At 50.8% G+C, this 26,505-nt stretch carries 26 protein-coding genes; 13 read left to right on the top strand and 13 right to left on the bottom strand.

Annotation, left to right across the window (positions count from 1 at the left end; translation table 11 throughout):
- Window positions 1-36: 36 nt before the first annotated feature.
- Genes AC2CG4_RS06520 through dksA form a run of 4 tightly spaced genes read right to left on the bottom strand, consistent with a single transcriptional unit; the run spans window position 37 to window position 4,719 of the window.
- Window positions 37-3,006, bottom strand: coding sequence for an ATP-binding protein (locus tag AC2CG4_RS06520; RefSeq protein ID WP_484485476.1), 2,970 nt, complete (start codon window positions 3,004-3,006; stop codon window positions 37-39).
- Between the two features lie 49 nt (window positions 3,007-3,055).
- Window positions 3,056-3,238 carry a hypothetical protein gene (locus AC2CG4_RS06515; protein WP_062061659.1) on the bottom strand — a complete coding sequence of 61 codons (183 nt, stop codon included), beginning with the start codon at window positions 3,236-3,238 and terminating at the stop codon, window positions 3,056-3,058.
- A 42-nt stretch (window positions 3,239-3,280) separates the two neighbouring features.
- The gene (gluQRS, locus tag AC2CG4_RS06510; protein WP_484485475.1) at window positions 3,281-4,234 is read right to left on the bottom strand and encodes a tRNA glutamyl-Q(34) synthetase GluQRS; all 954 of its coding nucleotides are present in this window, start codon (window positions 4,232-4,234) and stop codon (window positions 3,281-3,283) included.
- A gap of 41 nt (window positions 4,235-4,275) precedes the next feature.
- Window positions 4,276-4,719, bottom strand: coding sequence for an RNA polymerase-binding protein DksA (dksA, locus tag AC2CG4_RS06505; protein ID WP_062061654.1), 444 nt, complete (start codon window positions 4,717-4,719; stop codon window positions 4,276-4,278).
- 249 nt (window positions 4,720-4,968) lie between these two features.
- Here dksA and sfsA point away from each other — a divergent pair, with 249 nt between their 5' ends.
- Window positions 4,969-5,679 carry a DNA/RNA nuclease SfsA gene (gene sfsA, locus AC2CG4_RS06500; protein ID WP_484485705.1) on the top strand — a complete coding sequence of 237 codons (711 nt, stop codon included), beginning with the start codon at window positions 4,969-4,971 and terminating at the stop codon, window positions 5,677-5,679.
- Between the two features lie 12 nt (window positions 5,680-5,691).
- Here the strand turns inward: sfsA and AC2CG4_RS06495 are convergent, their stop codons facing one another.
- Window positions 5,692-6,237: a DUF4136 domain-containing protein gene (locus AC2CG4_RS06495; RefSeq protein ID WP_484485474.1), complete on the bottom strand. Its 546-nt coding sequence runs from the start codon at window positions 6,235-6,237 to the stop codon at window positions 5,692-5,694.
- Between the two features lie 146 nt (window positions 6,238-6,383).
- Here AC2CG4_RS06495 and AC2CG4_RS06490 point away from each other — a divergent pair, with 146 nt between their 5' ends.
- Entirely contained in the window at window positions 6,384-7,208 is an 825-nt protein-coding gene (locus AC2CG4_RS06490) for an undecaprenyl-diphosphate phosphatase (RefSeq protein ID WP_484485473.1), read from the top strand.
- Between the two features lie 54 nt (window positions 7,209-7,262).
- Here AC2CG4_RS06490 and AC2CG4_RS06485 read toward each other — a convergent pair whose 3' ends face one another.
- The 5 genes from AC2CG4_RS06485 to AC2CG4_RS06465 form a co-directional block, all read right to left on the bottom strand.
- Window positions 7,263-7,643 carry a gamma-butyrobetaine hydroxylase family protein gene (locus AC2CG4_RS06485; RefSeq protein WP_484485472.1) on the bottom strand — a complete coding sequence of 127 codons (381 nt, stop codon included), beginning with the start codon at window positions 7,641-7,643 and terminating at the stop codon, window positions 7,263-7,265.
- Window positions 7,644-7,673: 30 nt separating this feature from the next.
- The gene (hslU, locus tag AC2CG4_RS06480; RefSeq protein ID WP_484485471.1) at window positions 7,674-8,996 is read right to left on the bottom strand and encodes an ATP-dependent protease ATPase subunit HslU; all 1,323 of its coding nucleotides are present in this window, start codon (window positions 8,994-8,996) and stop codon (window positions 7,674-7,676) included.
- Between the two features lie 22 nt (window positions 8,997-9,018).
- Entirely contained in the window at window positions 9,019-9,543 is a 525-nt protein-coding gene (gene hslV, locus AC2CG4_RS06475; protein WP_484485470.1) for an ATP-dependent protease subunit HslV, read from the bottom strand.
- Window positions 9,544-9,629: 86 nt separating this feature from the next.
- Window positions 9,630-10,175 carry an SPOR domain-containing protein gene (locus AC2CG4_RS06470; RefSeq protein WP_484485469.1) on the bottom strand — a complete coding sequence of 182 codons (546 nt, stop codon included), beginning with the start codon at window positions 10,173-10,175 and terminating at the stop codon, window positions 9,630-9,632.
- A 113-nt stretch (window positions 10,176-10,288) separates the two neighbouring features.
- Entirely contained in the window at window positions 10,289-12,514 is a 2,226-nt protein-coding gene (locus AC2CG4_RS06465; protein ID WP_484485468.1) for a primosomal protein N', read from the bottom strand.
- A 248-nt stretch (window positions 12,515-12,762) separates the two neighbouring features.
- Between AC2CG4_RS06465 and rpmE the strand changes: the two genes are divergently transcribed.
- Genes rpmE through AC2CG4_RS06450 form a run of 3 tightly spaced genes read left to right on the top strand, consistent with a single transcriptional unit; the run spans window position 12,763 to window position 13,802 of the window.
- Window positions 12,763-12,987: a 50S ribosomal protein L31 gene (gene rpmE, locus AC2CG4_RS06460; RefSeq protein ID WP_484485467.1), complete on the top strand. Its 225-nt coding sequence runs from the start codon at window positions 12,763-12,765 to the stop codon at window positions 12,985-12,987.
- Window positions 12,988-12,991: 4 nt separating this feature from the next.
- A complete protein-coding gene (locus AC2CG4_RS06455; RefSeq protein WP_484485466.1) occupies window positions 12,992-13,342 on the top strand; it encodes a thermonuclease family protein in 351 nt (116 codons plus the stop codon).
- Window positions 13,287-13,802 (top strand): thermonuclease family protein, encoded by a 516-nt coding sequence (locus tag AC2CG4_RS06450; protein ID WP_484485465.1) that lies wholly within the window; start codon window positions 13,287-13,289, stop codon window positions 13,800-13,802. Before AC2CG4_RS06455 ends, AC2CG4_RS06450 begins: the two co-directional genes overlap by 56 nt.
- A 6-nt stretch (window positions 13,803-13,808) precedes the next feature.
- On the opposite strand, the gene AC2CG4_RS06445 is transcribed toward AC2CG4_RS06450, so the two are convergent.
- The gene (locus tag AC2CG4_RS06445; RefSeq protein ID WP_484485464.1) at window positions 13,809-16,274 is read right to left on the bottom strand and encodes a penicillin-binding protein 1A; all 2,466 of its coding nucleotides are present in this window, start codon (window positions 16,272-16,274) and stop codon (window positions 13,809-13,811) included.
- Between the two features lie 103 nt (window positions 16,275-16,377).
- Here AC2CG4_RS06445 and AC2CG4_RS06440 point away from each other — a divergent pair, with 103 nt between their 5' ends.
- From AC2CG4_RS06440 to AC2CG4_RS06405, 8 genes are all read left to right on the top strand, one after another.
- Window positions 16,378-17,445 carry a pilus assembly protein PilM gene (locus tag AC2CG4_RS06440; RefSeq protein WP_062061617.1) on the top strand — a complete coding sequence of 356 codons (1,068 nt, stop codon included), beginning with the start codon at window positions 16,378-16,380 and terminating at the stop codon, window positions 17,443-17,445.
- Complete coding sequence (locus tag AC2CG4_RS06435; protein ID WP_484485463.1) at window positions 17,445-18,032, top strand: PilN domain-containing protein; 588 nt, start codon at window positions 17,445-17,447, stop codon at window positions 18,030-18,032. The genes AC2CG4_RS06440 and AC2CG4_RS06435 overlap by 1 nt, the downstream gene beginning before the upstream one ends.
- Window positions 18,033-18,650 (top strand): type IV pilus inner membrane component PilO, encoded by a 618-nt coding sequence (locus AC2CG4_RS06430; protein WP_484485462.1) that lies wholly within the window; start codon window positions 18,033-18,035, stop codon window positions 18,648-18,650. It abuts the gene before it with no gap.
- On the top strand, window positions 18,647-19,171 hold the full coding sequence (locus AC2CG4_RS06425; protein WP_484485461.1) for a pilus assembly protein PilP: 525 nt from the start codon (window positions 18,647-18,649) through the stop codon (window positions 19,169-19,171). The genes AC2CG4_RS06430 and AC2CG4_RS06425 overlap by 4 nt, the downstream gene beginning before the upstream one ends.
- Window positions 19,172-19,207: 36 nt before the next feature.
- Window positions 19,208-21,349: a type IV pilus secretin PilQ gene (locus AC2CG4_RS06420; RefSeq protein ID WP_484485460.1), complete on the top strand. Its 2,142-nt coding sequence runs from the start codon at window positions 19,208-19,210 to the stop codon at window positions 21,347-21,349.
- Entirely contained in the window at window positions 21,349-21,864 is a 516-nt protein-coding gene (gene aroK / locus AC2CG4_RS06415) for a shikimate kinase AroK (protein ID WP_484485459.1), read from the top strand. Before AC2CG4_RS06420 ends, aroK begins: the two co-directional genes overlap by 1 nt.
- Before the next feature lie 112 nt (window positions 21,865-21,976).
- The gene (gene aroB, locus AC2CG4_RS06410; RefSeq protein WP_484485458.1) at window positions 21,977-23,059 is read left to right on the top strand and encodes a 3-dehydroquinate synthase; all 1,083 of its coding nucleotides are present in this window, start codon (window positions 21,977-21,979) and stop codon (window positions 23,057-23,059) included.
- Window positions 23,060-23,086: 27 nt separating this feature from the next.
- Window positions 23,087-24,799, top strand: a complete 1,713-nt coding sequence (locus AC2CG4_RS06405; RefSeq protein WP_484485457.1) for an AAA family ATPase — start codon at window positions 23,087-23,089, stop codon at window positions 24,797-24,799.
- Between the two features lie 73 nt (window positions 24,800-24,872).
- Here AC2CG4_RS06405 and gcvH read toward each other — a convergent pair whose 3' ends face one another.
- The gene (gene gcvH, locus AC2CG4_RS06400) at window positions 24,873-25,265 is read right to left on the bottom strand and encodes a glycine cleavage system protein GcvH (protein WP_484485456.1); all 393 of its coding nucleotides are present in this window, start codon (window positions 25,263-25,265) and stop codon (window positions 24,873-24,875) included.
- A gap of 87 nt (window positions 25,266-25,352) precedes the next feature.
- Complete coding sequence (gcvT, locus tag AC2CG4_RS06395; RefSeq protein ID WP_484485455.1) at window positions 25,353-26,441, bottom strand: glycine cleavage system aminomethyltransferase GcvT; 1,089 nt, start codon at window positions 26,439-26,441, stop codon at window positions 25,353-25,355.
- Window positions 26,442-26,505: the final 64 nt, after the last annotated feature.

The following is a 26,505-nucleotide window of genomic DNA, read 5'->3' as shown; positions in this document are numbered from 1 at the left end:
AGGCTTGTAAGCCGCTGGTGTGGTTCACTTTTTAGATCATGCATCCATGAAGTAGTCGAGATGACGCGGCAGGGTGATGACAAAGCTGGCACCGCGATGGTGAACTGTGTCGGCAGGGCTAATGATATCCATATGGCCACTGTGGTCTTCGATAATGCTGTACACCATGGCCAAGCCCAAACCTGTACCTTCACCGGGTTCTTTAGTGGTGAAGAAAGGTTCGAGAATCCGTTCAATCAGTTCGGGAGGGATACCATGCCCCTCGTCGGTAACAGAAACTGTTACCGAATCCTCATCTTCGTTACTTTCAAGCATAACACGCCCTTGCTCTGGGCTGGCATCCCGCGCGTTAGATAAAAGGTTTATAAAAACCTGAATAATGCGTTGTGCGTCACCTGCCACTATGGCGGTTTTGGGGATGTCATTGCAGAACAGTACTTGGGTTTTCTCTTTTTGCAGCGACAATAGATTGATGGCTTCATTGGCGCAATCGCGAATCGATACGGCTTCAAACTCGGTTTTGCTGGCGTGACCAGCGTGGGAGAAGCTCACCAGCGACTGCACGATGCGCCCGACACGATCGGTCTGACTGAGGATCTGCTCGGCAGTTTCCAATACTTCGGCAGGATCGTGAGAGTCATATTTGAGATTTTGTGCAAGGCAGGCGATGCCGGTAATCGGGTTGCCAATCTCATGGGCGACACCGGCCGCAAGGCGGCCGACCGAGGCGAGGCGCTCGGAGTGCACCAGTTCCTGTTCGAGCAATTGGGTTTCGGTCACATCTTCCAGCAGCATGACCTGATCGTATACTCCGGCGGTGATTGGCCCCTCAATATTGGCTTTGTGCAGGCTGATCCAGTGTGGGCGGTTGTTGAGTTCGATTTCACGGCGATAAAAATGCGGCTCGCTGCTCTGGCTGAAGTCGATCAGCAGGCTGCACCAGGGTTCAGGGATATCTTCCAGATAAGAGCCGGTGACATCCTCCCCCGGGGTTTGGGTGAGTTCGGACATGGCGCGGTTCCACATGAGTACTTCCATATCGCGCCCGAGGGAGCAGACCGCCATCGGCAGTTCTTCGAGTGTTTTGCGATGGTATAGACGCAGTGTATTCAGTTCTGCCGCCATGCCGGTGAGATGGTTGCGGTATTCCGCGAGGCGGTTTTCAATCAGGTTGATATCGACGGTGGATTGCGCCTCGGCGGTCGCATGCGGAATGCACTTATCCATAATCTCGCTGGCGACATGAATCCCCATCAGGCTCGATAAATTACCCTCGATCTGGTCGCGCAGGCGGCGCAAGGCGTAAGGGCGACGTTCGTCGATACCTAGGTTGAGTTCTTTTAGCGCTATATCCACCTCGCGACTGGCCGTTACTTTACCCAGTGGTTTGGCGAGGCGATGTTTAAACTCCGAGGCGGAGTGAACGTCCAGCGCTTGACGCACCGGGTGACTGATTTCGTCAGCGGCGCAGAGGTCGGCGCTGTATTGTTCATCTTCTGTTTGGCGGCTGAGCATGGAGATCACTACGAAACAGAGGGTATTAAGCCCGAGGGAGATAAGTGTGACTTCGCTCCAGTACTCGATACCGACCGGGATTGACCAGCTGGGCAGTGGTAATTGGATGTATTGCAGGCCAGTTAATATGGGCAGCAGGAGGCCGAGCGCCCAAATACTGGTGCCCACCGCCAAACCGGCAATAATCCCGCGTCTGTTGCCTTTGCTCCAGAACACAATCGCAAAGGTGCCGGGCAGGAATTGCAGGGTTTCGATAAAGGCGGTCATCGCTAAATCAGCGAGGCTGAGGCGGTTGTCCAGAATCCAATAGAGCAGATAGCCGCCAAAAAAGATGGCGGCGATCAAAATTCGGCGCAACCAAATCAACTGGCTGTAGAGGTCGGTACGGGTGCGCAGTTTTAGACTTGGCAGGAGCCAGTGGTTCATCACCATTGTGGATAGGGCAAGGGAGATTACCACCATGGCGCCGGTCGCTGCTGACAAGCCGCCGATAAATGCCAATAGGGTTAGGCCGGGCGAATTAAACAGGATCGGCACACCCAGCGTGTAATACTGGGGTGGTAGGGGCACGCTCAGTTCGGTGCCCGCCCACAGGATGGGGAAAATCGGCAGCGCCATCAATAATAAGAACAGTGGAAACGCCCAAGTTACTGTGTGCGAGTTGCGCATCAATGGGTTTTCCGCCAGCCCTAAGTGGAAAATATGTGGCATGGTGACGGCGGTAGCGACAAACACTAATAGCAGGGTGTGGGCGGAATCTGTGTGGATGGGGGTGTGCAACAGGGCGAGGTTTTCCGGATGGTCGAGCAGCCATTGGTCCAGCCCTTCCAGCCCATCAAACACACCAAAAACCGCAACCAAGCCTACCGCGCAGAGCGCGCAAACCTTGAGTAGGGACTCGAATGCCATGGCGGTAATCAGCCCGCGATGCTGTTCGCGGTTGGCGCCAAAAGAGATAGTAAAAAAGGCGAGAATGGCGCAGTAGCAGAGTGCCATCACATCCTTAAAGGTGAGGCCAGTGCCCGCCAGCGGCAGCGATGGGTTGCCGCTCACTGTGAGGATATGCATGGTGTCGGCGATCGCCTGAATCTGCAGTGCCATGAGCGGCAATATGCCGCACAGCATGCAGAGGGTGGTGAGCGCGCCCACGCTGTGGCTGTGGTAGCGGAACACCAGCAAATCGGCGAGCGAGTGTACCTGATGGCGCCGCGCCAGTTCTGCCAGCGGCGCCAATGCAACCGGTGCAAACAGAAAGAGTGCGCCGGTGCCCAAGTAGTAGGCGAGCGCGCCATAACCGTATTGGAAAGCGAGGTCGATCACCCCGTAAAACGCCCAGGCACTGGCAAAAATACCCAGCGATAAAATATAGGTAATGGGGTGTGAGGTTACCGCTTCGGGAATCCAGCCGCGCTCGGTAATCCAGGCTATGCCAAAAAGCAGCAATAAATAGCTAATGCCGATGAGTGCTACCTGGCTGAGATCAAATGTCATATTGTTTTAGTTCTTATCAGTCTTATGGGAGAGCTAATTCCTAGGTGAACTAGTCAAACTCGTGGTAATTCTTGCGGCGAATCTGCATCACAAAGGCGATGACAATCACGGCCACCCAGACTAAATAAGGGCGATACCAAGCCCCTTCAGGGTTGATAATCCAGTTAAACAGGCTGGGTGAAAAAATATAGGCCACTAACAGCAGCAAAATAACCAAGCGTTGATTGTTCATAATTCGGTTCCCCTTGCACAAGGCGCGGTGGGTTGAGTTTTCTTATTCTTCTTGGTGTAAATGGCTTAAGCCGTGAATCGCACTGCGCTGCCAATGATGCAAGGCCCAGTCCAAACATTCTGATGTGGAAGCATCCGCCAAATCAGAGGGGGGATTCTGCCCTAAAAATGCTAGCCCACGCCATAGGTTCCTGCTGGCGTGTTGGCTTTCAATAGCTTTGGCATGGTTTTGTTTACTGAGTTTTTGGCCGTTGGCTTGCATTGCCAAGGGCACGTGGCCGAATTGCGGTAGTGGTGCGCCTAATAGCTCAAAGAAAAATAGCTGCCTGCCGGTTACCTCTAGCAAGTCGCTGCCGCGAATAATATGGGTGATGCCCTGGGCTATATCATCGACTACTACGGCCAGTTGATAGGCGTAAAAGCCATCGCGCCGCTGCAGGATTTGATCGCCCGCTTGGCTGCGTAAATGTTGGCTTTGTCGCCCCTGAATTAAATCGTCAAATTGGATCTGCTCTGCGGTAACGCGATCTGGCAGGTCGTAAAGCTTCAGTCGCACCGAACAGGTTTGTTCTGGGTTTGGCTGGCGGTTGCGGCAGCGGCCATCGTAAATACCGCCCATGGCTGTTAAATCTTGCCGCGAGCAGCTGCAGCGATAGGCCAACCCTGCATTTAATAGGGCATCAAGGCAGGCTTGATAGGCATGGCTGCGCTGGCTTTGATAGATGACGTCGCCATCCCACTGCAAACCGTGATCTTCCAAACTTTGCAGGATTGCGCTGGCGGCACCGGCTTGTTCACGCGGCGGGTCGAGATCTTCCATGCGCACCCGCCACAGTCCGCCATTGGCTTTGGCATCCAAATAACTGGCAAGCGCACTGACCAGCGAACCAAAATGTAATGGGCCGGTAGGTGAGGGGGCAAAACGGCCGATATAGCCTGAGGGGGTGCTGCCGTCGGGTAAACGAGCGGGGGTGAGGGTGATAGGTGTGACTGACATGATGAAAGAGGCGAGCGCTGCCCGCCTCGATCAAATCGGCATTAACCGCCGACTTGTTTTTCTTTGATTTCCGCGAGGGTTTTGCAATCCACGCAGAGGGTAGCGGTTGGGCGCGCCTCAAGGCGACGAATACCAATCTCTACGCCGCAGGCATCGCAGTAGCCGTAATCATCGTTTTCGATCAGCTCCAAGGTGCTGTCGATTTTCTTGATCAACTTGCGCTCGCGGTCGCGGGTGCGCAGTTCAAGGCTGAACTCTTCTTCCTGACTGGCGCGGTCGGCGGGGTCGGGAAAGTTAGCCGCTTCGTCCTTCATGTGGGTTACTGTGCGGTCTACTTCTTCCATCAGCTCTGAGCGCCAGTTGAGCAGCAGTTGTCTAAAGTGCTGCTTTTGACCTTCGCTCATATAATCTTCGCCTTTTTTCTCCACATAAGGAGTAAAAGGGCGCAGTGCAAATGTTTCAGTAGAGGGTGTTTTTTTCGCCATAGTAGCGCCTCGCAAGACTTCCTGGATCGGCAATAATCTGCACCAGCGGGTGGGCAGAATTAGAAGGGGGAGCAAGCTATCAGATAACAAATGCGAGTGCTAGCGTTTTTTCGCGCGCCTGTTAGCGGATTGCTTCTATATTGTCCAAACTGTATTCAATCCTGTCTCAAGCAAAAACTATAGCCCCAAATTGGCGCGTTTGTGCTTCAATTTGCCATGAATTTGTCATCTGCGAGTGCCTTGTCGACTATGTCCCGGTTTTATCCTGCGCTGCTACTCAAACGTTACAAGCGTTTTTTGGCTGATATTCGTCTAGCTGATGGGACGGAGTTGACCATCCATTGCCCCAATACCGGTTCAATGAAAAATTGTCTGGTGCCCGAAAGCCCCTGCTGGTATTCGGTGAGCGATAGCAAAACCCGCAAATACCCGCAAACCCTGGAGGTGGTGACTGCGCCCGGTGGGCATCTGGCAGGGATCAACACCGCGCGTACCAATGAGCTGGTTGAGCAAGCGCTGCGCGCAGACGTGATTGCCGAATTGCGTGGTTATCAAACGCTGCGGCGCGAGGTGGTGTATGGCAGCGAAAAATCGCGCATCGATTTTCTCTTAAGTGAAAATAGTGGCGATGTACGTCTCTGTTATCTGGAAGTCAAAAACGTGACCCTGATGGAAGCAGAGGGTAAAGGTTTTTTCCCCGATGCGGTCAGTGAGCGCGGCAGTAAACATTTGCGTGAATTAATAGCGATGGTTGAACAGGGGCATAGAGCGGTGTTGTTGTTTTGTGTGCAGCACACGGGGATTCAATCGGTGCGCGCGGCGGCGCATATTGATAAGACTTATGCAGACACTTTAGCGCTTGCGCGTGCTGCCGGTGTGGAGGTTATCGCCTATGCTGCCAGCATCAATCCAGCGCAGCATAGGATTGCGCTGGATCGAAGCTTGCGGGTTTTGTCGTGAGGTTTTGTCGCGTTATTTTGTGGCGGGTGCGGGCGGAAACGGCGCTAAGAGTTTGCTAAAAGTTTCGCGCAGTTTTTGCTCGGCTTTTAACGAAAAATTAATTAGCGGAATACCTTCGGCGTTGCCGCGCCAAATTAATTGGTTGCTGCTAGTTTGGGTGATATCAAGCACTATCACGCCTTCTTGTTTGCCCTTGCCCAGTGTTTGACCTGTGCCCAAACCGATGCTGCCATTGCGCCCGACCGGTAAGCCAATGCCAATCCCGATGCTGGTGTTGCCACCTTTGCTTACTCGTGAAAATACCTGCATGTCGATCAATAACTCAGCGCTGGTGTCGGCCAGAATAAATCCCTGTGCGCGCAATTGTTCATCGGCGATTTTTTGTAGGGCAGTTTTATCTATACCGCCTATATCCACACTGACTGCCCGCCAATTGTAGGTTTTTAACCCGCTAAAATCGGTACCGCTTTTGTAGTCGTTGGCATATTGGATGTTGGTGCATGCGCTGAGTAGCATCAGCATGATAGACATTAAACAGGTGTAAGTTAATAAGCGCATGGTGCTGTCCTCTTGGGGGAAATGCGTTCGGTGCGAGTATAACCTAGCCTCACCCTCGATATAGGCACATAGATTGCAAACAAGGGGTAATTGCCGCAGACTTGCGCCGCCTTTTTATTGCTTACTTTGCCAATCAGGGAGTTATTGTGGATTTACTGCTGATGTTACAAGCCGTCATCATGGGTATTGTTGAGGGGTTAACAGAGCTATTGCCTATTTCCAGTACTGGCCATTTGATTCTGGCGGGCGAGTTGATGGATTTTTGGCGTAAAGATAAGCGCGTTGTATTTGAAATCTTTATCCAGATGGGCGCCATGATGGCGGTGGTCTGGGAGTATCGGCAAAAAATATTTTCCAGTTTGTTAGGCTTGGGCAAACCCGGCGTTGAGCGCAATTTATATATCAATGTGGCGATTGCATTTATCCCTTTTATTTTAATTGGCTACACCTGTGCGGACTTTATTCGCTCTGTGTTGTTTAGCCCCTATGTGGTTGCGACCGGATTTATTGTGGGTGGGCTGGCGATTATGTGGGTGGAAAAACGCGCTTATAAACCCGACACCGATGATATGGATGCTATTAGCTATGCGCGCGCGTTCAAGGTCGGACTGTGCCAATGCTTGGCGTTGGTGCCTGGAGTGTCGCGTTCGGGGGCATCCATTATCGGTGGTATGTATTTCGGCTTGTCACGCAAAGCATCGACCGAGTTTTCTTTTTTTCTGGCAATTCCGGTGATCAGTGCCGCATCGCTGTACAGCATGTGGGGCGCGCGCGATTTAATTGAAGTGGCGGATATTGAAATTTTTGCACTGGGTTTTGTAGCTTCGTTTATCAGTGCGTTTGTGGTGATGCGCGCTTTGCTGAAATTTATTAGCAATCACACCTTTATGGTGTTTGCTTGGTACCGCATTGCGTTTGGCTTGCTGATTTTGCTGACTGCCTACAGCGGCGCAATTAATTGGGTGGCTTAACGCTTGGGTTATTAACGAGGGTACTGATTTGGCTGGCGCAATCTGCGCCAGTTGTCAGCCGATAAATTTCACTACGCTGGTATCTTTGGCGCGGCTTTTACCCGCTTGATGCAGCGCATCTAAATACGTGTTCCACAGACTTTCCTGATTTTTCCCCAGCTCGTAAAAATAATCCCAGGTGTAAATGCCGCTGTCGTGGCCGTCGTCAAACACCAGTTTGAGCGCGTAGTTGCCTGCGCGCTCAATGGTGCTGATCGCCACACCTTGTTTGCCATATTGCAACACTGCTTGCCCGGGGCCGTGACCTTTTACTTCGGCACTGGGTGAGTGCACGCGCAAAAACTCGGCGGGCAATAAAAATTGCTCGCCGCCGAAATGCAGTTCCAGTTGTTGCGATTGTTTGTGCAATTGAATTTTGCTGGGCATTTTGTTCATGGTGAAGCCACTTAATAAATGGGCGCGGGATTACAAAATAAAGCGGCTAAGGTCTTCGTCTTTTGCCAGCTCGCCCACATGTTCGTCAACATAAGCTGCGTTGATCTCCACTTGGCGGTTGCCATCGCCCGCTTCAAACGATACATCTTCTAACAAACGTTCCAAAATTGTATGCAAACGGCGCGCGCCGATATTTTCAGTGCGTTCATTTACTTCATAAGCGGTTTCCGCAATGCGGCGAATACCGTCTTTAGTAAAGGTGATGTCGACCCCTTCGGTTTTCAGCAGCGCTTCTTGCTGTTCAGTGAGCGATGCCGTTGGCTCGGTGAGGATGCGCTCAAAATCATCTGGCGTTAAGGCTTGCAGCTCAACGCGAATCGGCAGGCGGCCTTGCAATTCCGGAATCAAATCCGACGGTTTGCTCAGGTGAAAGGCGCCCGAGGTGATAAATAAAATATGGTCGGTTTTGATGCTGCCGTGTTTGGTGGTTACAGTGCAGCCTTCGATCAGTGGCAGCAAATCGCGCTGCACACCTTCGCGCGACACATCGGCGCCACTCACATTGCCCTTGCGTGCAACCTTGTCTATTTCATCGATAAATACAATACCGTTTTGCTCTGCTGCTTCAATCGCCTGGGTTTTGATGTCGTCATCGCTCACTAACTTTGCGGCTTCTTCATCTTGCAATTGTTTGAAGGCTTTTTTCACCGTGAGTTTGGCTTTTTTGGTTTTGTCGCGCCCGAGCGATGAAAACATGCTTTGCAATTGATTGGTCATGTCTTCCATGCCGGGCGGCGCCATGATCTCTACGCCGACGCTGGCAGCGGCTATATCGATTTCAATTTCTTTATCATCCAACTCGCCTTCGCGGAATTTTTTGCGGAAGATTTGGCGGGTGCTGGATTCGTGTTTGCTTTCTTCGCTGGAGAGATCGCGCGCGGGTGGTAAGAGTGCGTCAAGGATGCGCTCTTCCGCTGCCTCGGCGGCGCGATGCTGTACCGATTTGGTCGCCTGCTCGCGGCGCATTTTAATGGCGACATCAACCAGATCGCGGATGATGGATTCCACATCGCGGCCAACGTAACCAACTTCGGTAAACTTGGTCGCTTCCACTTTGATAAACGGTGCGTTGGCAAGCTTGGCCAAGCGACGCGCGATTTCTGTTTTGCCGACACCGGTTGGGCCGATCATCAAAATATTTTTGGGTGTGATCTCATTGCGCATATCAGCCGGCACTTGCATGCGACGCCAGCGGTTGCGCAACGCAATCGCAACGGCGCGTTTGGCATCGCCTTGGCCGACGATATGTTTATCTAATTCGTGCACGATTTCGCGCGGAGTCATGGAGGACATAAAAAACTCTTAAAAGAATGAATTAATAATCGAGCAGTTCGATGGTGTGGGATTGGTTGGTGAACACGCAGATATCACCAGCGATTTTCAAACCCTTTTCCACAATGCTGCGCGCATCTAATTGGGTGTTTTCCAGCAGCGCGCGCGCGGCGGCTTGGGCGTAATTACCGCCGGAGCCGATGGCGATTAAATCGTCTTCCGGTTGGATCACATCGCCATTGCCGGTAATGATTAACGAAGCCTCTTTATCGGCAACGGCGAGTAATGCTTCCAATCGCCGCAAGCTGCGATCCGTTCGCCACTCTTTGGCGAGTTCGACCGCCGCGCGAGTGAGTTGGCCGTTGTGGGCTTCAAGTTTGGCTTCAAAGCGCTCGAATAATGTGAATGCATCGGCAGTGCCACCGGCAAATCCGGCAATTACTTGATTTTTGTAAAGGCGGCGCACTTTGCGCGCATTGCCTTTCATCACGGTATTGCCGAGGGATACCTGGCCATCGCCGCCGATAACCACTTGCCCTTCGCGGCGCACAGAGAGAATTGTTGTCACTGGACTTCCTTCTAAATTTACTTCGGAGAAGCCAGAAAAGTGGGGGCGCGCGTGCCTTTTTCAAGGCGCGGGCTGAGGGAAGGGGCTTATTTGGTTTTGGCGCGCTTGAGCACCAGTGCGTTGTATTCGTTTTTAACCAATTGCGAGCGCGCGCTGGTGAGTTGGTTTTGGGTTTTGAACGGGCCGACTACTACACGGTGCCAAATTTCGCCTTTGCGAATTTCCACTTTCTCGATATTGGCGTCGAGGTTGAGCAGAATTAATTGCGCGCGCAATTTGTCTGCATCTTCCGCGCGCGGGAAAGAACCTACCTGCAAGATATATTCGGTAGTTTGTTCCTGCGCCGGTTTTTCTTCGTTGATGGTTTCGCTGGCCGGAACAATCGTCTCGCTTTCTTGCAGTAATTTGTAGAAATCAAAACGCGGTTTAGGGGTTTTGTTATCGACGACTTTGGGTTTAGGTTCTTCTTTTGGTGCCGGAGCAGTCACCGGATTTTTAATGAAATAGAGGCTGGCCGCAAAAGCCCCCAAGACCAAACCTGCAGCAAACCACAGCCAAGGCGGCGTGGGGGCATTGTTGGATGACGTGCGGCGCGCCGGTGCGCGGCCTTTTTTGGCGAAATCTCTACTCATGGGATTGGCTTTTTTGGGTTACATCGAGGGCGCGATTGTAAAGGGATTGCACAGGTGAGTCACTAAGCCTGCAATTCCTGCTGCTGTCTGTTAGTTATTACACTTAGGGTTGTTTATCCCATCTCCTGCGGATCTACATCAATCGACCAGCGCACCCGTTTGGCGAGCGGCGATGCCTCTAGTTGCAAGGCAAGTTGGCTGAGCAATTGTTGCAACGGTTTGCGCTGCGCGCTGTTGATTTGTAATTGGTAGCGAAAGCGGTCGCCGCGTTTTTCCATCATCGCCGGCAGTGGCCCGAGGTAATTAAAGAGCGGTTGCGGTGCTTGTAGTTGTTCGGCCATTTGCCGTGCGACTTGTAAAAAATCCACAGCGGCTATGGCTTGTTTGCTCTCGGCGCGAAGCAGTGCCAAGTGGCGATAGGGCGGCAGCTGGGTAATTTGGCGTTCATGCAGAATCAAATCTGCCAGTGCGTGATAGCCCTGTTGCACTAGGGTTTGTACCAGCGGGTGATCGGTGTGGTGGCTCTGCAAAATCACTCGGCCATTTTTTTCTTCGCGCCCGGCGCGCCCGGCGACTTGCAACAAGAGTTGCCCCATGCGCTCGGCGCCGCGAAAGTCGGTGCTGAATAAACCGGCGTCGGCATCGATAATCACCACCAGTGTGACATCGGCAAAGTGATGACCCTTGGCGAGCATCTGTGTACCGACCAGAATGCAAGGTTCGCCGGAATGGACATCGACCAATAATTTCTGCATCGCGTTTTTGTTGCGGGTGGAATCGCGGTCGACGCGGATCACTTTCTGGGTAGGAAACAGTTGTTGCAGCACTACTTCGCTGCGCTCGGTGCCTTGGCCAATGGGCTGGATTTTGCTGCTGTTGCAGCTCGGGCAGCGCTTGGGAATACCGCGCTGGTGATCACAGTGGTGGCAATGCAAATGGCGCGGGGTTTGGTGCACGGTCATACGTGCATCACAGTGATTGCAGTTCGCCAGCCAGCCGCAATCGTGACACTCCAATGTGGGGGCGTAACCGCGGCGATTAAGGAAAACCAGTACCTGATTGCCCTTGTCGAGGGTATCGCCAATCGCATCGATACTGGCTTGCGCAAAACCTTCGTGCAGGATTTCGCCGCGAATATCGAGCAATTGGATTTCAGGCGGTTTGGCCTTGCCCGCGCGTGCTTTCAGGCGCAGATATTGGTAGCGACCTTGGATGGCGTTGTGCAGGGTTTCCAATGAGGGGGTGGCGGAGCCGAGGATCAGTGGAATCCCGAGGCGATGGGCGCGAACGGCGGCGAGATCCCGTGCGGAATAACGAAAGCCATCTTGCTGTTTAAAGGAGCCGTCATGCTCTTCATCGATAATCAAAATGCCCGGTTCTTTTAATGGGGTAAACAATGCCGAGCGGGTGCCGATGATAATTCGTGCGATACCGTCGCGCGCTTGCAGCCAAGCGTCCAACCGCTCGCGGTCATTCAGGCCGGAGTGCAGGGCGACAATTGGCAAATTAAAGCGGCGCTGGAAGCGCTCAAGGGTTTGCGGGGTCAGGCCTATTTCTGGCACCAGTACCAAGGCTTGTTTGCCCTGCTTGAGGGTTTGTTCAATGGCTTGCAGGTAGATTTCGGTTTTGCCGCTGCCGGTGGCGCCATCCAGCAGGTAGGTTTTAAAGTGGTGGTAATCGATCTGCGCAAATGCGTTGTGCTGTTCATCGCTCAATACTAACGGCTGCTCACCCAATAGTTGTGCGGGCAGCGGTGCTTGCACTGGGGTGATTTCATCGATGCGAACCAGACCTTTATCGATCAGGGTTTTGGCGATGCTGCGCGGAATGTCGAGCAAGTCTAGATCGGCGCGGCTGAGCTGATGGCGAGTTTGCAGTGCGGCGAGTAAGGCCGCCTGTTTGGGGGAGCGTTTAAGTGCGCCTTCGGGTAAACCTTTACCCTCAGTGGTGAGGCGAAATACCGGCTCGCCGCGCAGTTGTGCCGGTTCGCCTTGGCGCAAGAGTGCGGGCAGTGCGGTTTGCAGGGCTTCACCGGGGGCGCATTGGTAGTAGTCAGCGGCCCAGAGGCAGAGGTCGAGCAATTCGTTATCGAGCGCGGGTCGTGGGTCGATAATCGCCAAGGCTGCACGCAATTTGGCAGACTCCTGCACGGTTTCGGTTTTCACCCTGAGCAGCACACCAATCAATTCCTGACGGCCAAAGGGCACACGCACCAATACGCCGGGTTGCAGTTCATCGGCGCTAACACCTGCAGGTAATAAATAGTCGAAGCAGCGCCTTAGCGGCACTGGCAGCGCGATTTCCAGTAGCAGGAATTCTGTCGATGTGGTTGAGGTCATGGGGTCGATAGTCGCCAAACGAGGCGGGCAGAATAACCTAATCGACCTGAGCTTCGTAGGCTAAAGGCACATAGTGGCAGATAAGGGCAAGGCTGGCTGGTGATTTTTTGCGCTAAACTGCTCTTTTCAGTTGCGCAGATATGGTTTTCTGGTAGTATCGCCGCTCCCTGAAAACAGCCGTTTTTTAAACCTATGTGCGGTGCTCGGCAACGACCGGGTGGCGGCACAGATCACACAAGGCAATCATCATGAAAGCAGATATTCACCCAAATTACGTTGAGATCGCAGTAACTTGCAGCTGCGGTAACACTTTTAGCACCCGTTCAACTATGGGTAAGCCTTTACACGTTGACGTATGTGGTTCTTGCCACCCGTTCTACACCGGCAAGCAAAAAGTTGTTGATACCGGTGGCCGTATCGATCGCTTCACCAAGCGTTTCGGCAGCCGTATCGCTGGTGCCAAGAAAGACTAATTTCTTGTATCGCACTTTGCTAGCTGCGCTAGTAAAAACGCCGGGAATGAAAATTTCCGGCGTTTTTTTATGCCTGTTATTTTCCGTTTACGTTGTTGCTGAATGCGGCTCTTCGTCCGGTGAGCTGTTGCAGGTAGTGCGTGTATCTGACGGCGACACCTTGAAGCTGCAAGATGGCCGCTCGGTACGCATTCTCGGGGTGAATGCACCGGAAATCACCCACGGCAAAAATGCTGGTCAGCCGCTCGGGCGAGAATCCCGCGCAGCGGCGCAGGCGTTTATCGAGCGAGCTAAAGGCCGTGTGCGCTTGGGTTTGGCGCGATCACTACGGTCGTTTGCTGGCGCATGTATATGATGGCAGTGGCCGCAGTTTGGGGGCAGAGCAGGTGCGCAACGGGATGGCGATGCAAGTCGGGGTGCCGCCTAATATCGCACAGGCAAAATGCCTAGCGGCAATTGAGTCGGGCGCGCGCAAAAAACATCTGGGCATGTGGCGCGACCCCTATTGGCAGCCGCTGCCAAGGACCTCCATGCGCGGCGATGAAACTGGTTTTCGTTTGGTGAGGGGGCGTGTCGCTAAGGTGGATATTAATTCTGCGTTGTGGCTGGAGTTGGATGGCAAGCTGGTGGTGCGAGTCGCCAAAAAAGACTGGCCTCTATTTGGTTACCGTAAGCAGAATTGGCTGACGTTGAAAGGGCGAAAAATTGAAGTGCGCGGTTGGATTAGTGCGCAAAAGTCGAAGCGTTCGCAGCAATTTAAGCCGCTGGTGATGCAGCTGCGGTCGCCCTCGTCCATGAGGGTAATCACTGAATGATAAGGGTTAGAAAAGCTCTTCCGGTAAGGTCGCTTGCTCGCTGCTTTCATTACCTGCAGCCGAAGTGCGGCCTGTGTCTTCACCTAAAAATACTTCAAAAATTGCATCTGGATCGCCTGGCATGGCTGGTTTTCCGGTGTCTGGATTGATCCGCACAGTCACTATCCCCTCTGGCTGGCGCGGCAATTTATCAGGAATTCCCTCCAGTGCGGTGCGCATAAAATCGATCCAGATAGGCAGTGCTGCGGAACTGCCAAATTCTTTGCGCCCCAATAATGTGTTTGCATCAAATCCGACCCAAACACTGGTGGCAATATTGGGGTTGTAGCCGGAAAACCAGCTGTCGCGTGGGCCGTTGGTAGTCCCGGTTTTACCGGCGATGTCATTGCGGCCGAGTTGTTTGGCTAGCCGACCAGTGCCTTTATCGACAACATCGCGCAGCATGGAGTCGATCAGGTAGGCGATGCGAGCATCAATAATACGAGGCGCACGCGCATTGTTATCAAGGCTGGGGGTTGCCGGTATCAGGCTGCCATCATCGGCATAGCTGAGTTGGTTGAACTCACACTCCTTACATACCCGCTTTGGGCGTGCCTCGTAAACAATGTTGCCTTTGCTGTCTTCAATTCGAGTGACCAGATAAGGGTCAACCTTAAAGCCGCCATTGGCAAAGGTGGCGTAAGCGGTGGCCATTTGCATGGGGGTGAGGGCGTGGGTGCCCAGTGCGAGGGTTAGATCACGCGGGAACTCTTTGGGGTTAAAGCCAAAACGGGCGAGGCTGTCTAGCGCGGTTTGCATGCCAATGCTGCGCAATAGGCGAATCGATACCAGGTTGCGTGAGCGATAGAGTGCCTGACGCATGCGCATGGGGCCGACAAACTTACCATCGTCATTCTCTGGGCGCCAGGCAATGCCGGTGCTGGTGTTTTCAATCACGATGGGAGCATCGTTAATGATCGACGCTGGAGTGAAGCCATTTTCCAGTGCGGCGGTATAAATCAGCGGTTTAAAGCTGGAGCCTGGCTGGCGCGCTCCTTGAATTGCGCGGTTGTAATGGCTTTGATTGAAATCGAGGCCGCCAACTAACGAGCGAATTGCGCCGTCGAGTGGGTCGAGGGAGACAAGCGCTGCCTGAATGGTGGGCACTTGGCTAAATCGCCATTGGTCGTCACTGTCTTTGGTGATGCGCACTACATCGCCAGGTTTGAGAAATTCGGTGACCGCTTTATAGGTTCCCCCGCGGCTATCTTCCGTCAAGTAAGGGCGAACCTCAGATAAGCCTTGCTCCCATCCCAGATCAACAAAGTCGCCATTGCTCATCAATACCCGTAGCGATTTTGCTTGTGCATTTACCACTGCGGCAGGTTCCTGGCCGCCCAGGGTGGGAATGTTTTGCAACTGATCTTGCCAGTCGATCAGATCGGCATCCTCTGAGGGTTTTAAATGCCGCTCCGGCCCGCGATAACCGTGGCGCTGATCGTAGCTCAGCAATCCCTTGAGTACAGCGGCTTGCGCGGTTGCCTGCATGGCGCTATCGACACTGGTGTAGACCTTGTAGCCCTCGGAGTAAGCCTTGTCGCCAAAACGATCCAATACTTCCTGGCGTGCCATTTCGGAGATATAAGGCGCTTGCACATCTAATGTTGTGCCGTGGTAACTAGCGGTATTGGGTTCATTAATTGCTGCTTCGTAAGTCGCTTGATCGATGTGTTTTAGCTCGTACATCCGCCCGATAATCCAATTGCGGCGAATCATAGCGCGCTTGAGATTGGCGAGTGGGTTATAGGCGGAGGGGGCTTTCAATACACCGACAATCATTGCGTATTGGGCGATACTTAGTTGGTGAATATCCTTGCCATAGTAGATCTGGGCTGCCGCTTGCAAACCATAGGCGCGGTTGCCAAAGAACATTTTGTTATTGAACAGCTCAAGAATTTCTTCCTTGGTAAATTTTCGTTCAATTTCAATAGATAAGAGGATTTCGTTAAACTTGCGTGAGAAGATTTGTTTGCGAGTGAGAAAGAAATCACGCGCCAACTGTTGCGTAATAGTGCTTCCGCCCGATTGAATGGCGCCGGACTTCAGAATTTGTGATGCGGCGCGCAACATGCCTTTTAGAGAAACTCCATGATGCTCAAAGAACTCTGCATCTTCGGCGGAGAGGAGTGCTTTTATATACAGAGGCGGTATCTGGTTGTAGGTAAGGGGAGTGCGACGCTGTTCGCCAAATTCACCTATTAACTTGCCGTCGCTTGAATAAACTCTCAAAGGGGTCTGTAATTTAACCTCCCTCAATGAATCAACCGATGGCAATTTAGGGCTCAAATAAAGATAGAGCCCGGCGAATGTCACCAAAGTAACGCTGAAACCGGCCAGTAACAGCCAGAAAATAATGCCGAAGAAGGATTTTTTACTGAACATTTTTTCTATGTGAATTAATGAGTTAGCGCGGTTGCCGCAGGTGGCGGGCATTATACGGGCTTTTTGCCTGTTTACATATTCATCGGTTTGTTGCAGGCTTAAGTTAAAGTGCTATAACATAAACAACGTCTAAGTTACGGATATAGATAGAAAAATGGGCATTTTAAGTTTCCTCGATAAGAAGGCTAAGCCGGTGGTCGGGTTGGATATCAGTTCCACCTCGGTCAAATTGCTTGAACTTAGTCGCAGTGGCGATCGCTACCGCGTTGAGTCCTATACCGTAAAAGCTCTCCCGCCCAATGCGGTGGTGGAGAAGAACATTGCTGACCCCGTCGCAGTGGCTGAAGTGGTCAGGTCTATGGTCAAGCAGTCTAAAACCAAGCTTAAACATGCAGCTGTTGCTGTCGCTGGTTCAGCGGTGATCACTAAGATGATCGATATGCCGATGGATTTAAATGACGACGCAATGGAAAGCCAGATCGCTGCTGAGGCTGATCAATATATCCCCTTCCCCCTTGAGGAGGTTGCACTTGACTTTGAAGTGCAGGGGATTTCTCCGCGCAACCCCGATCAGGTGGAAGTTTTGTTGGCGGCATGTCGCCGTGAAAACGTAGAGGTTCGCCAGCAGGTGCTGGCTGATTCAGATCTGATAGCGGAAAAAGTTGATATTGAAGCCTATTGTATGGAGCGCGCCTTTGAATTGATCGCTGAGCAATTGGAAGATCAAGAGGGGCAGGTGGTTGCGATTATTGATATAGGCGCAACCATGACGACCTTGAGTGTTCTGGTTGATGGCAAAACCGTTTATACCCGCGAACAGTTGTTTGGCGGGCGTCAGCTGACAGAAGAAATTCAGCGGCGCTATGGTTTATCACGCGAGGAGGCAGGTCTTGCCAAGAAGCAAGGCGGTTTGCCCGATGACTACGAGATGGAAGTTCTGGTTCCCTTTAAAGATGCTGTTGTGCAGCAGGTCACTCGTTCCCTTCAATTCTTCTTCTCCGCTAGTCAGTACAATGATGTGGACTACATCATCCTCGCTGGCGGTGTTGCTTCGTTAGAAGGATTGGTTGGTTTGATAGAAGAAAAATTAGGAACGCAAACTGTGGTAGCTAATCCGTTTGCGCGTATGTCAGTTTCATCCAGAGTTAATGCGGTGTCGCTTGCAAACGATGCTCCTGCCTTGATGATTGTTACTGGATTGGCAATGAGGAGTTTTGACTAATGGCCAAAATTAACTTATTGCCCTGGCGCGAGGCTTATCGGCAAGAAAAGAAGCGAGAGTTTCTTGGGGTTATTGTTGCTATTGGCTTGGCGGCGGTCTTTGGTGCCTATGCGTGGGTGTCCAGTGTGCAGACTGCGATTGAAAATCAAAATCTTCGCAATCAATTACTGAGTCAGGAAATTGCAAAGCTTGATGCACAAGTGAAAGAGATTAGTGAGATTAAAAAAGTTCGCGATGATTTATTGGCGCGCATAAAAGTGATCACCGATCTTGAGGGGACTCGTCCAGTTATTGTTCGGTATTTCGATGAGCTTGCGCGAGCTATTCCTGATGGGGTATGGATTAGTTCGGCAGAGCGAAAAGGTAATGTGGTGACAATTGAGGGGGTAGCTGAGTCCTACAATCGTATTGCTAGTTTTCTTCGCAATCTTGAAGCCTCAGACTGGTATGCCTCACACAACTTGATTTCAGTCGATGCTGCACCAGAAGAGGGTGAGGATGCGAGTAGATTTAAAATGACGGTTGAGACTTCCGCACCGGTGGACGCTGCCATTGATCCGGCCAAAACTACAGGGGGAGCTAAATAAATGTCATTTCAAGATACCCTCGAACAGCTTAAAGAATTTGATGTAAACGATATAGATTTTGAAAAGATAGGTGTTTGGCCTTGGCCCGCTAAAGCTTTTGTCTGTTTGTTGTTAATAGCGGTGGTTTTTGCGGGTACTTATTATCTGAAAATTAGTGATTTGAATTTAGAGCTTGAGGCTGCTGTCGCACAAGAGCAAGCTTTGAGAGGAACTTTTGAAAAACGCAGTTTTGAAGCAGCGAATTTGGATGCCTACAAGGCGCAAATGGAGGAGATGAAGGTTACATTTGACTCCTTGTTGTCGCGCCTGCCTGCCAAAACCGAAGTGCCTGGACTTTTAGAAGATATAGGCACTCGTGGTAGTGAGAGTGGATTGACAAATATCAATATTAATTTTCAGCCTGATGTGGTGGCTGAGTATTACATTGAGGTGCCAATTAATATTTCGGCGGAGGGCGGTTACCATGATATGGGTGGTTTTGTCAGTGGTGTTGCCGGTATGCCGCGTATTGTGACCTTGCATGATTTCTCCATTGTGGCGTCTAAAGAAAATAAAACCTTGAATATGAAAATTCTAGCGAAGACCTATCGCTACAAGTCTCAGGAGGCCGACAAATGAGACGGTCACTGTTAATTACCCAATTGGTTTGTATGCTGGCTTTGGTAGGGTGCGGTCAGTCATCACAGCAGGATTTGCTCAATTTTATGGAAGAGACAAAGCGTAGGCCCAAAGGACAAATTGAGCCATTGCCTACGTTTAGTCCATACCAGCCTTTCACTTATAGTGCGATGACTTTGCGCAGTCCCTTTGAAAAACCTATTCCAATCGATGAATCGGCAGCAAAAGGTGGGCGTGCAGTTGCTCCTGATTTGACTAGAGAAAAAGAGTTTCTCGAAGGTTTTAATATCACTTCGCTTAAAATGGTAGGCACTATCAGTAAGGGTGGCCAGCTTTGGGCGCTTATTGATGATGGTGCAAACAGTGTTGTGCCAGCAACGGTTGGAAATTACTTGGGGATGAACCACGGCAAAATAATATCCACTAGCTCAGGGCAAATTGAGGTGATGGAGATCGTGGGTGATGGTTCCAATGGTTGGGTTGAACGTCCCAGAATTATTAAATTAGAAGAGAAGGAATAAGCGGATATGTGTGCTCTATTCACTCCGGGGTTGAATATGCGTAAATATGTTTTGGCATTTGTTGGCTTGGTTATTTCGCCTATAGCGTTGGCAAGTACATTAAGTGAAATTAATTTTTTCCAGTTGCCTGGTGAGCGTTTTGAAGTGCGCATGTCATTTGATGCGCCGCCGCCTACTCCCAAGGGCTATACCATCGAAAAGCCTGCACGCATTGTGCTCGACTTTCCTGATGTTGTGAGCGGGTTAAAAGAACGTCGTTTTCCTCTGGCTGTCGATAATGGTCAAAGTGCAATGGTGTTGACTAGTGAAGGACGCACTCGCCTTATTTTAAATCTTAATGATTTGGCTTCTTATACAACCCGTACGGATGGCAATAGTTTTGTTGTGGAAGTTGGCGCAGCAAAAGGTACGGATAGTGGGCAAATTTCTCGACCAGCCGTCGAAGTGGCTACTAGATCATCGTTTAAAGAAAATGATGCTATTGGCAATCAAACAAAAATCACCAATATCGACTTTCGCCGCGGCACTGCTGGCGAGGGGCGAGTGATTGTGACTTTATCCAATCCAAAAGTAAGTGCTGACATGGTTGGTACTGGCGCCGGTGTCAAATTATCGTTTAGAGATGCTTGGTTGCCGCCTGAATTGCGCCGTCGGCTGGATGTGGTTGACTTTGCCACTCCGGTTTCATTGGTGAGTGCGACTCAAGAGGGCGAAAGTTCAGTGCTTAACATCAGTGCTGGAGGCGATTTTGATTATCTCGCCTATCAGACTGATAATGAATATGTGTTGAGCATTAAGCCGCTAACTGCGCAAGAAAAGCAGGAAAAGAAAAAAGATTTTGAATACACCGGCGAAAAGTTATCTCTTGACTTTCAAGACATCGAGGTTCGTGCGGTATTACAAATTATTGCTGATTTTACCGAATTGAATTTGGTGGCGAGTGACACTGTGCAGGGGCGTATCACGCTACGTTTGCAAAATGTCCCTTGGGATCAGGCGCTAGAGATGGTGCTTAAAAATAAGGGGCTGGATAAACGCCAGGTTGGCAATGTACTGATGGTTGCTCCGGCAGCAGAAATTGCAGAGCGTGAGCGTCAGGAAATTACTACCAAAAAACAACTTGAAGAGCTGGCTCCCCTTAGGACTGAATATATTCGTATTCGCTATGCTAATGCTAAGGAAATGTTTGAGTTGTTCCGTGGCGACGGCGGTGGCGGTGGCGGTGGTGGTCAGGGTGGCAGTAAGGCGACAGGAAGTGTTCTATCCGAGCGCGGACAGGGTGTTGTTGATGAGCGTACCAACTCGATTATTATTACTGATACGGCAGAGCGAATTGAAGCCTTCAAACGTTTGGTTGATCAGATTGATATTCCAATCCGGCAGGTAATGATTGAAGCGCGTATTGTTATTGCCAACACAGACTTTGAGCGTGAGTTGGGGGTGCGCTGGGGTGGTGCAGGATTCAACGCTAACAATAGGCGAATTATTAACTTTGCAGGCTCTCAGGAAGGATTGGATGATGATGATGGTACTAGCCCTTATAATTGGTGGAATCAAGGGCCTGATGATGATAAGTCTCTTAACATTACGGAAAATAATGTTGTGAACTTGGCTGTAAACAATACCAATGCGGCTACTGCGGCAATAGGTGTGATTACAGATAATACTTTTCTTGATTTGGAGTTAAGTGCTTTAGAGACATCGGGTTATGCTGAGATCGTATCCCAGCCGAAGGTAATTACCAGTGATAAACAGCTGGCGATTATCAAATCTGGTAAAGAAATTGGTTATCAAGAAAGCGCTCCCAGCGGCGGGACTACTACCGGCTTCCGCGAAGCGGTGTTAAAACTTGAAGTAACGCCGCAAATAACACCGGATAATCGCATTATTATGGATCTGGTTGTTTGGAAAGATTCGATTGGTCAAGTCACCGAAACAGGTGTGCCGACAGTGGATATCACTCGTTTGGAGACCAAAGTATTGGTAAATAATGGTCAGACAGTGGTCTTGGGTGGTGTGTTCTCGCTCGAGGGAACCAAGGGCGAAAGTAAGGTGCCTCTGTTGGGAGATATTCCCTACCTTGGGCGATTATTTAAGAAAACAATCGATAGTCAATTCAAAACTGAATTGTTGATTTTTGTCACTCCCAAGTTGATGTCGGATACTCTCTCAAACTAATGCGTAAACCCAATGTCTTTCTGGTCGGCCCCATGGGGGCCGGCAAATCTACAATAGGCCGCTTGTTGGCTGCAGAATTAAATCTCAGTTTTCGCGATAGCGACCGTGTCATAGAAGAGCGCACGGGGGCCGACATTCCCTGGATCTTCGATATGGAAGGAGAGGAAGGCTTTCGTGAGCGCGAGACCGCAGTTTTACATGAGTTAGCAAAAGAGCGCGATGCAGTCATTGCCACAGGTGGTGGGATTGTTTTGCGTGTACAAAACCGCGACATGATGAAGGCGTCTGGTTTTGTATGTTATCTCACGGCATCTATCGAGCAGCTGGTTGAGCGCACCGCTCGCGATAAAAAGCGCCCTTTGCTGCAAGTCGAAAATCCGCGTCAGAAAATTATTGATCTGCTTGCGCTGCGCGATCCGCTTTATCAAGATGCAGCTGACTTTGTGGTCAATACTGATCGACGCTCTCCCAAAGCAGTAGCACAAGAGATTGCATCACTGGTGCAAGACACCTAAACGTCTCAACACTTTTCAGCACTTCTTTTCTCGTCTTTCCATCGCTGATATCAGTCTGTGCTTTGTGATAAAGTGCGGCTGATTTTCTTCGTCTTCGTAAAAGGCAATCTTTATGCAGGTTTTAACCGTTAACTTGGGGGATCGCAGCTATCCCATTTATATCGGCGAACAATTGTTGTCGCAGCCGGAATTACTGTGTCAGCATATTCGGGGGCGTCAGGTTTGCGTGGTTACCAATGAGACGGTTGCTCCTCTCTATCTCGATAAGCTTTGTGCGGCCCTTAGTGACTATCAAGTAGACACTGTGATTTTGCCCGATGGTGAAAGCCATAAGACGGTGCAAGTGTGGAGCAGTATCTTTGATACCTTACTTAGCTCGCGCCACAACCGTACAACTACGTTAATTGCGCTGGGTGGTGGAGTGGTTGGCGATATGACTGGTTTTGCCGCTGCAACCTATCAACGTGGCGTGGATTTTATTCAGATTCCTACAACCTTGTTATCCATGGTTGATTCATCCGTGGGTGGAAAAACCGGCGTGAATCATCCGCTCGGTAAAAATATGATCGGTGCTTTTTATCAGCCGCGTTGTGTGCTTGCCGATACCTCCTTGTTAACGACCTTACCCGCGCGTGAATTGTCTGCCGGTATTGCGGAGATAGTGAAATACGGTTTGATTTCTGATTATGACTTTTTTGTCTGGTTGGAAAACAATATGGATGATTTGCTTGCAGGCGACATGACTGCCTTGGCTTATGCGGTAAAACGTTCCTGTGAAAATAAAGCGGATGTAGTGGCGCAAGATGAGCATGAAGGCGGCTTGCGTGCGATTTTAAATTTAGGCCACACCTTTGGCCATGCAATTGAAACGGCGCAGGGGTATGGCAATTGGCTGCATGGCGAGGCGGTTGCTGCAGGCATGGTAATGGCAGCGGACTTATCCTGTCGTCGCGGTGCTATCAGTAATGATGAGTTGGCGCGCGTGATCCATTTGTTGCAGCGTGCAAATCTGCCCGTTAAAGCACCGTCTGATATGACTCCAACTCAATTCATGGGGTTAATGGGCGTGGATAAAAAAGTATTGGATGGTCGTTTGCGTTTGGTGTTGTTGGAGGCTATGGGCAAAGCAATTATTACCAGCGATATAGATGCTGGCATGCTGCAAGATACATTTGATGCGTGTAAAGCAGATTAATCAAACAGGTTACAAGAGACATAGATCATGACCAGAGAGTCACCGCTGCGTGCCCAGCCGGACAGTCGCTTGCTCGATCACGGCGACTCACAACAACCTTATTTGTTTGATGAGCTGGATAACGGGCACTCTGAAGATCAATTATTGGCAGATTATCGCCAGCGTTATGGTTTGTCTGAAGATCCTTTTGCGAATGACTATTCATTCCCTCTGTTTACTGGTGCAGGCCGTCGGCAGTTGCTCGACCAGCTATTGCATCTCTGCCAATTCAGCAATAGTGTTCTTGCGGTTTTGGGCGAGTATGGTGTGGGCAAAACACGCATCGCCCATGCGTTTATGGATTCGCTTTCTGATCAGGATCAAATTTGTTTTTTAAGTTTGCGCTCCGGGCAAAGTCTTGAGCAAATTTTATTATCGATTGTTCAGTCGTTTGAAATTAATGCTGGCGATATCCCATCAACGGAAAATTTGCTGACCAGCCTTGAGGCTTTTATTGCCGAGGAGGCTGTATCAGATGATGAAGGTTTAGCCGTTGTCGTATTGGATAATGCACATTTGTTGGATGATCAATCCATATCTGTGATTACCTCACTGCTCAATAATTTTCCACAGCAAAATCGCCTGCACCTTGCATTGGTTGGCGAGCCGCAATTGATGCATCGCCTGGAGCGTTTGAGTCCGGAAAACTTATTAATCAATGATCTACATTTGCAATCCTTCGGATTATTGGAAACTGTTGATTATTTAAATTTCCGTATGGAGATGGCCGACTATCTCGGGCCGGAAATTTTTTCAGAGTCGATGGTTGAGCCTTGGTGGCGGCAGACCCATGGGCAGCTCAGTGTGCTGCATGAATTGGCGCAGGAGCGTCTGCTGGAGTCAGTTACGCCTGCATCTCCATCTAGTAAGCGCCCGCTACCAGTGCTGCATATTGTGGCTTTATCTCTGCTGATAGCAATGGTTGGTGTTGTAATTCTCTATATGGGTGATGAGGAAAAAAAACCGACAAGCGCCAATTCTTCTTTGGTGAATTCGGCGGCAATTCCAGCTGCGCCAGCCCAGCCTGTGTCGTCAATAGCTACCGATCAGCAGGCAGCATTGAGCTCTACCGATACCCCAGTGCAGCCACTGTTGCAGTCACTGCCGCAACCATTACAGCCTAATCAGCAAGTGCAGCCAGCAGCGCAAACAACAAAAGGTGCGAATGTTGGCAGCGATGAGTTACCTAAAGAGGAAATTGTTCCGTTGGCGCAGTTGCCTACCGCGGCACCCAAGCAGGTTCAATCTGTGCCCGAGCCAATGCCAGAACCATTGCCGCAGCCAAAACCGGTCGTGACTGTGCCGGAGCCAGTGGCGCAGCCTAAGGTGCGAGAGGTTAAACCTGAGCCGGAAATTGCTAAGCCTGTGGTGAAATCGACAAGTACTGCGGCGATTGGTGCAAATGCACAAGAGCGCACTATTTTGTCTTGGCAGCCAAGCGAATTTACTGTGCAGTTATTGGGCGTTAGCACTGAAAAAGCTGCGCGGGCTTTTGTTGCGGAGCAACCCAATAAAAATGATTTGCTAGTCTTTCGCAGCAAGCGCCAAGGGCGAGATTGGTTTGTGGTGATTACTGGCCGCTACTCCAGTTCGGCACAGGCGCGGCAGGCGATTGCCCGTTTGCCCAGCGCGCAGCGCGATGCAGGCCCTTGGCCGCGTGATATAAAAACTATTCAAAACGAAATCAAATCAGCGATGTAAATAAACTTAAATCGTTGGCAATAAAAAACGCGGCATCGGCCGCGTTTTTTATGGATGGCGAATAAATAAGAAATTATTCGTCGCTTTCCAGTAATTCACGATACTCGCTGGCATCCAGTGCTTCGTCGAGCTCTGCTAAATCATCGGGTTTAACACGGAAGAACCAGCCGTCATCATAGGGTGAGCTGTTAACGGTTTCAGGTGCGTCTTGCAGCGCTTCGTTAACTTCAACCACTTCGCCAGAAACCAGTGAATAAATATCGGACGCGGCTTTAACTGATTCCACTACACCCGCTTCTTCACCCAACGCAACACGGGTGCCGACTTCCGGAGTTTCCACATACACAACATCACCCAATGCATCTTGTGCGTGGTCGGTAATGCCGATGGTGACAGTGCCGTCTTCTTCAACGCGTGCCCACTCGTGGCTGCTCAAATATTTCAGTTCTTTGCGAATATCGCTCATGGCTTTTTTCCTGTAATTGTTCGTGTAAATGTTGCTGTGATTATTCCAGCAATGGTTCTGTGAGAATATTTAACGTTTTACGTAACTTTAGATAACCGCTTTGCCGTTGCGTACAAAATTGGGTGCTACCACTTCAACCGTCACTTGCTTGCCGCGCATTTCCACTTGGCAGTGGCTGCCAATACTCCGCGGCACGCGTGCTAAAGCAATAGAATAGCCCAAGCTCGGTGAAAATGTCCCGCTGGTGATAACGCCTTTTTCATCGCTACCCTCGACTGTGACAACTTGTTCGGCGCGCAATACACCGCGTTCGCGCAAGACTAATCCCACCAGTTTTTGGGTTGATGCGGCAGCCTTTTGAGATTCCAAAACCGCGCGGCCGATAAAATCGCGCTCCGCTGGTTGCCAAGCAATAGTCCAGCCCATATTGGCGGCCAGTGGCGATACAGTTTCATCCATTTCATGGCCGTAGAGGTTCATACCTGCTTCCAGGCGCAAGGTATCGCGTGCGCCCAAGCCGCAAGGTGCGACACCCGCATCCGCCAGTGCTTGCCAGAAGCTTGCTGCGGCTTCATTGGGTAGCATAATTTCCAAGCCATCTTCGCCGGTATAACCGGTGCGACCAATAAACCAATCGCCTGCAGGTAAACCTTGGAATACGTTCAAGCTGGCAATTACCGCTGCCTGCTCAGCACTAACCAGTGATGAGGCGATTTGAATGGCTTGCGGGCCCTGTACTGCAATCATCGCCAATTCGGCGCGCTCGGCGATGGCGACAGCGAATTTTTGTGCGACTTGGTTCATCCAGGCGAGATCTTTTTCGCGGGTGCTGCAATTGACCACAACGCGATACCAATCGCCCAGGTTGTACACGATCAAGTCGTCAATCACACCACCTTCATGGTTGAGCATGCCGCTGTACAGCGCCTTGCCGTAGAGCGTATCCAGCTTGGCGACATCGTTCGCCAGCAAATATTGCAGATAGGCTTTGGCGTCTGCGCCGGTCACATCCACCACCGTCATGTGTGATACATCAAACATGCCGGCGTGTTGCCGCACCTTGTGGTGTTCTTCGATTTGCGAGCCGTAATGCAGTGGCATATCCCAGCCGCCAAAGTCCACAAGTTTGCCGCCCATGGTTTGGTGAGTGGCATAGAGGGTGGTTTTGTTGCCCATTGGAGTACCTGCGCAGATAGGGTGGGTTAGAAAAAGGGCGCCATTCTAGGCGCGCGGGTGGATA

It is taken from the genome of Cellvibrio sp. ATLC23 (assembly GCF_057196725.1).
This window is presented reverse-complemented; position numbering and strand designations above follow the sequence as displayed.

What these genes read in the sequence shown, in the direction of transcription:
- AC2CG4_RS06520 (WP_484485476.1), bottom strand. Translation starts at nt 3,006, where the DNA reads ATGACATTTGATCTCAGCCAGGTAGCACTCATCGGCATTAGCTATTTA.
- AC2CG4_RS06515 (WP_062061659.1), bottom strand. Translation starts at nt 3,238, where the DNA reads ATGAACAATCAACGCTTGGTTATTTTGCTGCTGTTAGTGGCCTATATT.
- gluQRS (WP_484485475.1), bottom strand. Translation starts at nt 4,234, where the DNA reads ATGTCAGTCACACCTATCACCCTCACCCCCGCTCGTTTACCCGACGGC.
- dksA (WP_062061654.1), bottom strand. Translation starts at nt 4,719, where the DNA reads ATGGCGAAAAAAACACCCTCTACTGAAACATTTGCACTGCGCCCTTTT.
- sfsA (WP_484485705.1), top strand. Translation starts at nt 4,969, where the DNA reads ATGTCCCGGTTTTATCCTGCGCTGCTACTCAAACGTTACAAGCGTTTT.
- AC2CG4_RS06495 (WP_484485474.1), bottom strand. Translation starts at nt 6,237, where the DNA reads ATGCGCTTATTAACTTACACCTGTTTAATGTCTATCATGCTGATGCTA.
- AC2CG4_RS06485 (WP_484485472.1), bottom strand. Translation starts at nt 7,643, where the DNA reads ATGAACAAAATGCCCAGCAAAATTCAATTGCACAAACAATCGCAACAA.
- hslU (WP_484485471.1), bottom strand. Translation starts at nt 8,996, where the DNA reads ATGTCCTCCATGACTCCGCGCGAAATCGTGCACGAATTAGATAAACAT.
- AC2CG4_RS06470 (WP_484485469.1), bottom strand. Translation starts at nt 10,175, where the DNA reads ATGAGTAGAGATTTCGCCAAAAAAGGCCGCGCACCGGCGCGCCGCACG.
- AC2CG4_RS06465 (WP_484485468.1), bottom strand. Translation starts at nt 12,514, where the DNA reads ATGACCTCAACCACATCGACAGAATTCCTGCTACTGGAAATCGCGCTG.
- rpmE (WP_484485467.1), top strand. Translation starts at nt 12,763, where the DNA reads ATGAAAGCAGATATTCACCCAAATTACGTTGAGATCGCAGTAACTTGC.
- AC2CG4_RS06445 (WP_484485464.1), bottom strand. Translation starts at nt 16,274, where the DNA reads ATGCCCGCCACCTGCGGCAACCGCGCTAACTCATTAATTCACATAGAA.
- AC2CG4_RS06440 (WP_062061617.1), top strand. Translation starts at nt 16,378, where the DNA reads ATGGGCATTTTAAGTTTCCTCGATAAGAAGGCTAAGCCGGTGGTCGGG.
- AC2CG4_RS06435 (WP_484485463.1), top strand. Translation starts at nt 17,445, where the DNA reads ATGGCCAAAATTAACTTATTGCCCTGGCGCGAGGCTTATCGGCAAGAA.
- AC2CG4_RS06430 (WP_484485462.1), top strand. Translation starts at nt 18,033, where the DNA reads ATGTCATTTCAAGATACCCTCGAACAGCTTAAAGAATTTGATGTAAAC.
- AC2CG4_RS06425 (WP_484485461.1), top strand. Translation starts at nt 18,647, where the DNA reads ATGAGACGGTCACTGTTAATTACCCAATTGGTTTGTATGCTGGCTTTG.
- AC2CG4_RS06420 (WP_484485460.1), top strand. Translation starts at nt 19,208, where the DNA reads ATGCGTAAATATGTTTTGGCATTTGTTGGCTTGGTTATTTCGCCTATA.
- aroK (WP_484485459.1), top strand. Translation starts at nt 21,349, where the DNA reads ATGCGTAAACCCAATGTCTTTCTGGTCGGCCCCATGGGGGCCGGCAAA.
- aroB (WP_484485458.1), top strand. Translation starts at nt 21,977, where the DNA reads ATGCAGGTTTTAACCGTTAACTTGGGGGATCGCAGCTATCCCATTTAT.
- AC2CG4_RS06405 (WP_484485457.1), top strand. Translation starts at nt 23,087, where the DNA reads ATGACCAGAGAGTCACCGCTGCGTGCCCAGCCGGACAGTCGCTTGCTC.
- gcvH (WP_484485456.1), bottom strand. Translation starts at nt 25,265, where the DNA reads ATGAGCGATATTCGCAAAGAACTGAAATATTTGAGCAGCCACGAGTGG.
- gcvT (WP_484485455.1), bottom strand. Translation starts at nt 26,441, where the DNA reads ATGGGCAACAAAACCACCCTCTATGCCACTCACCAAACCATGGGCGGC.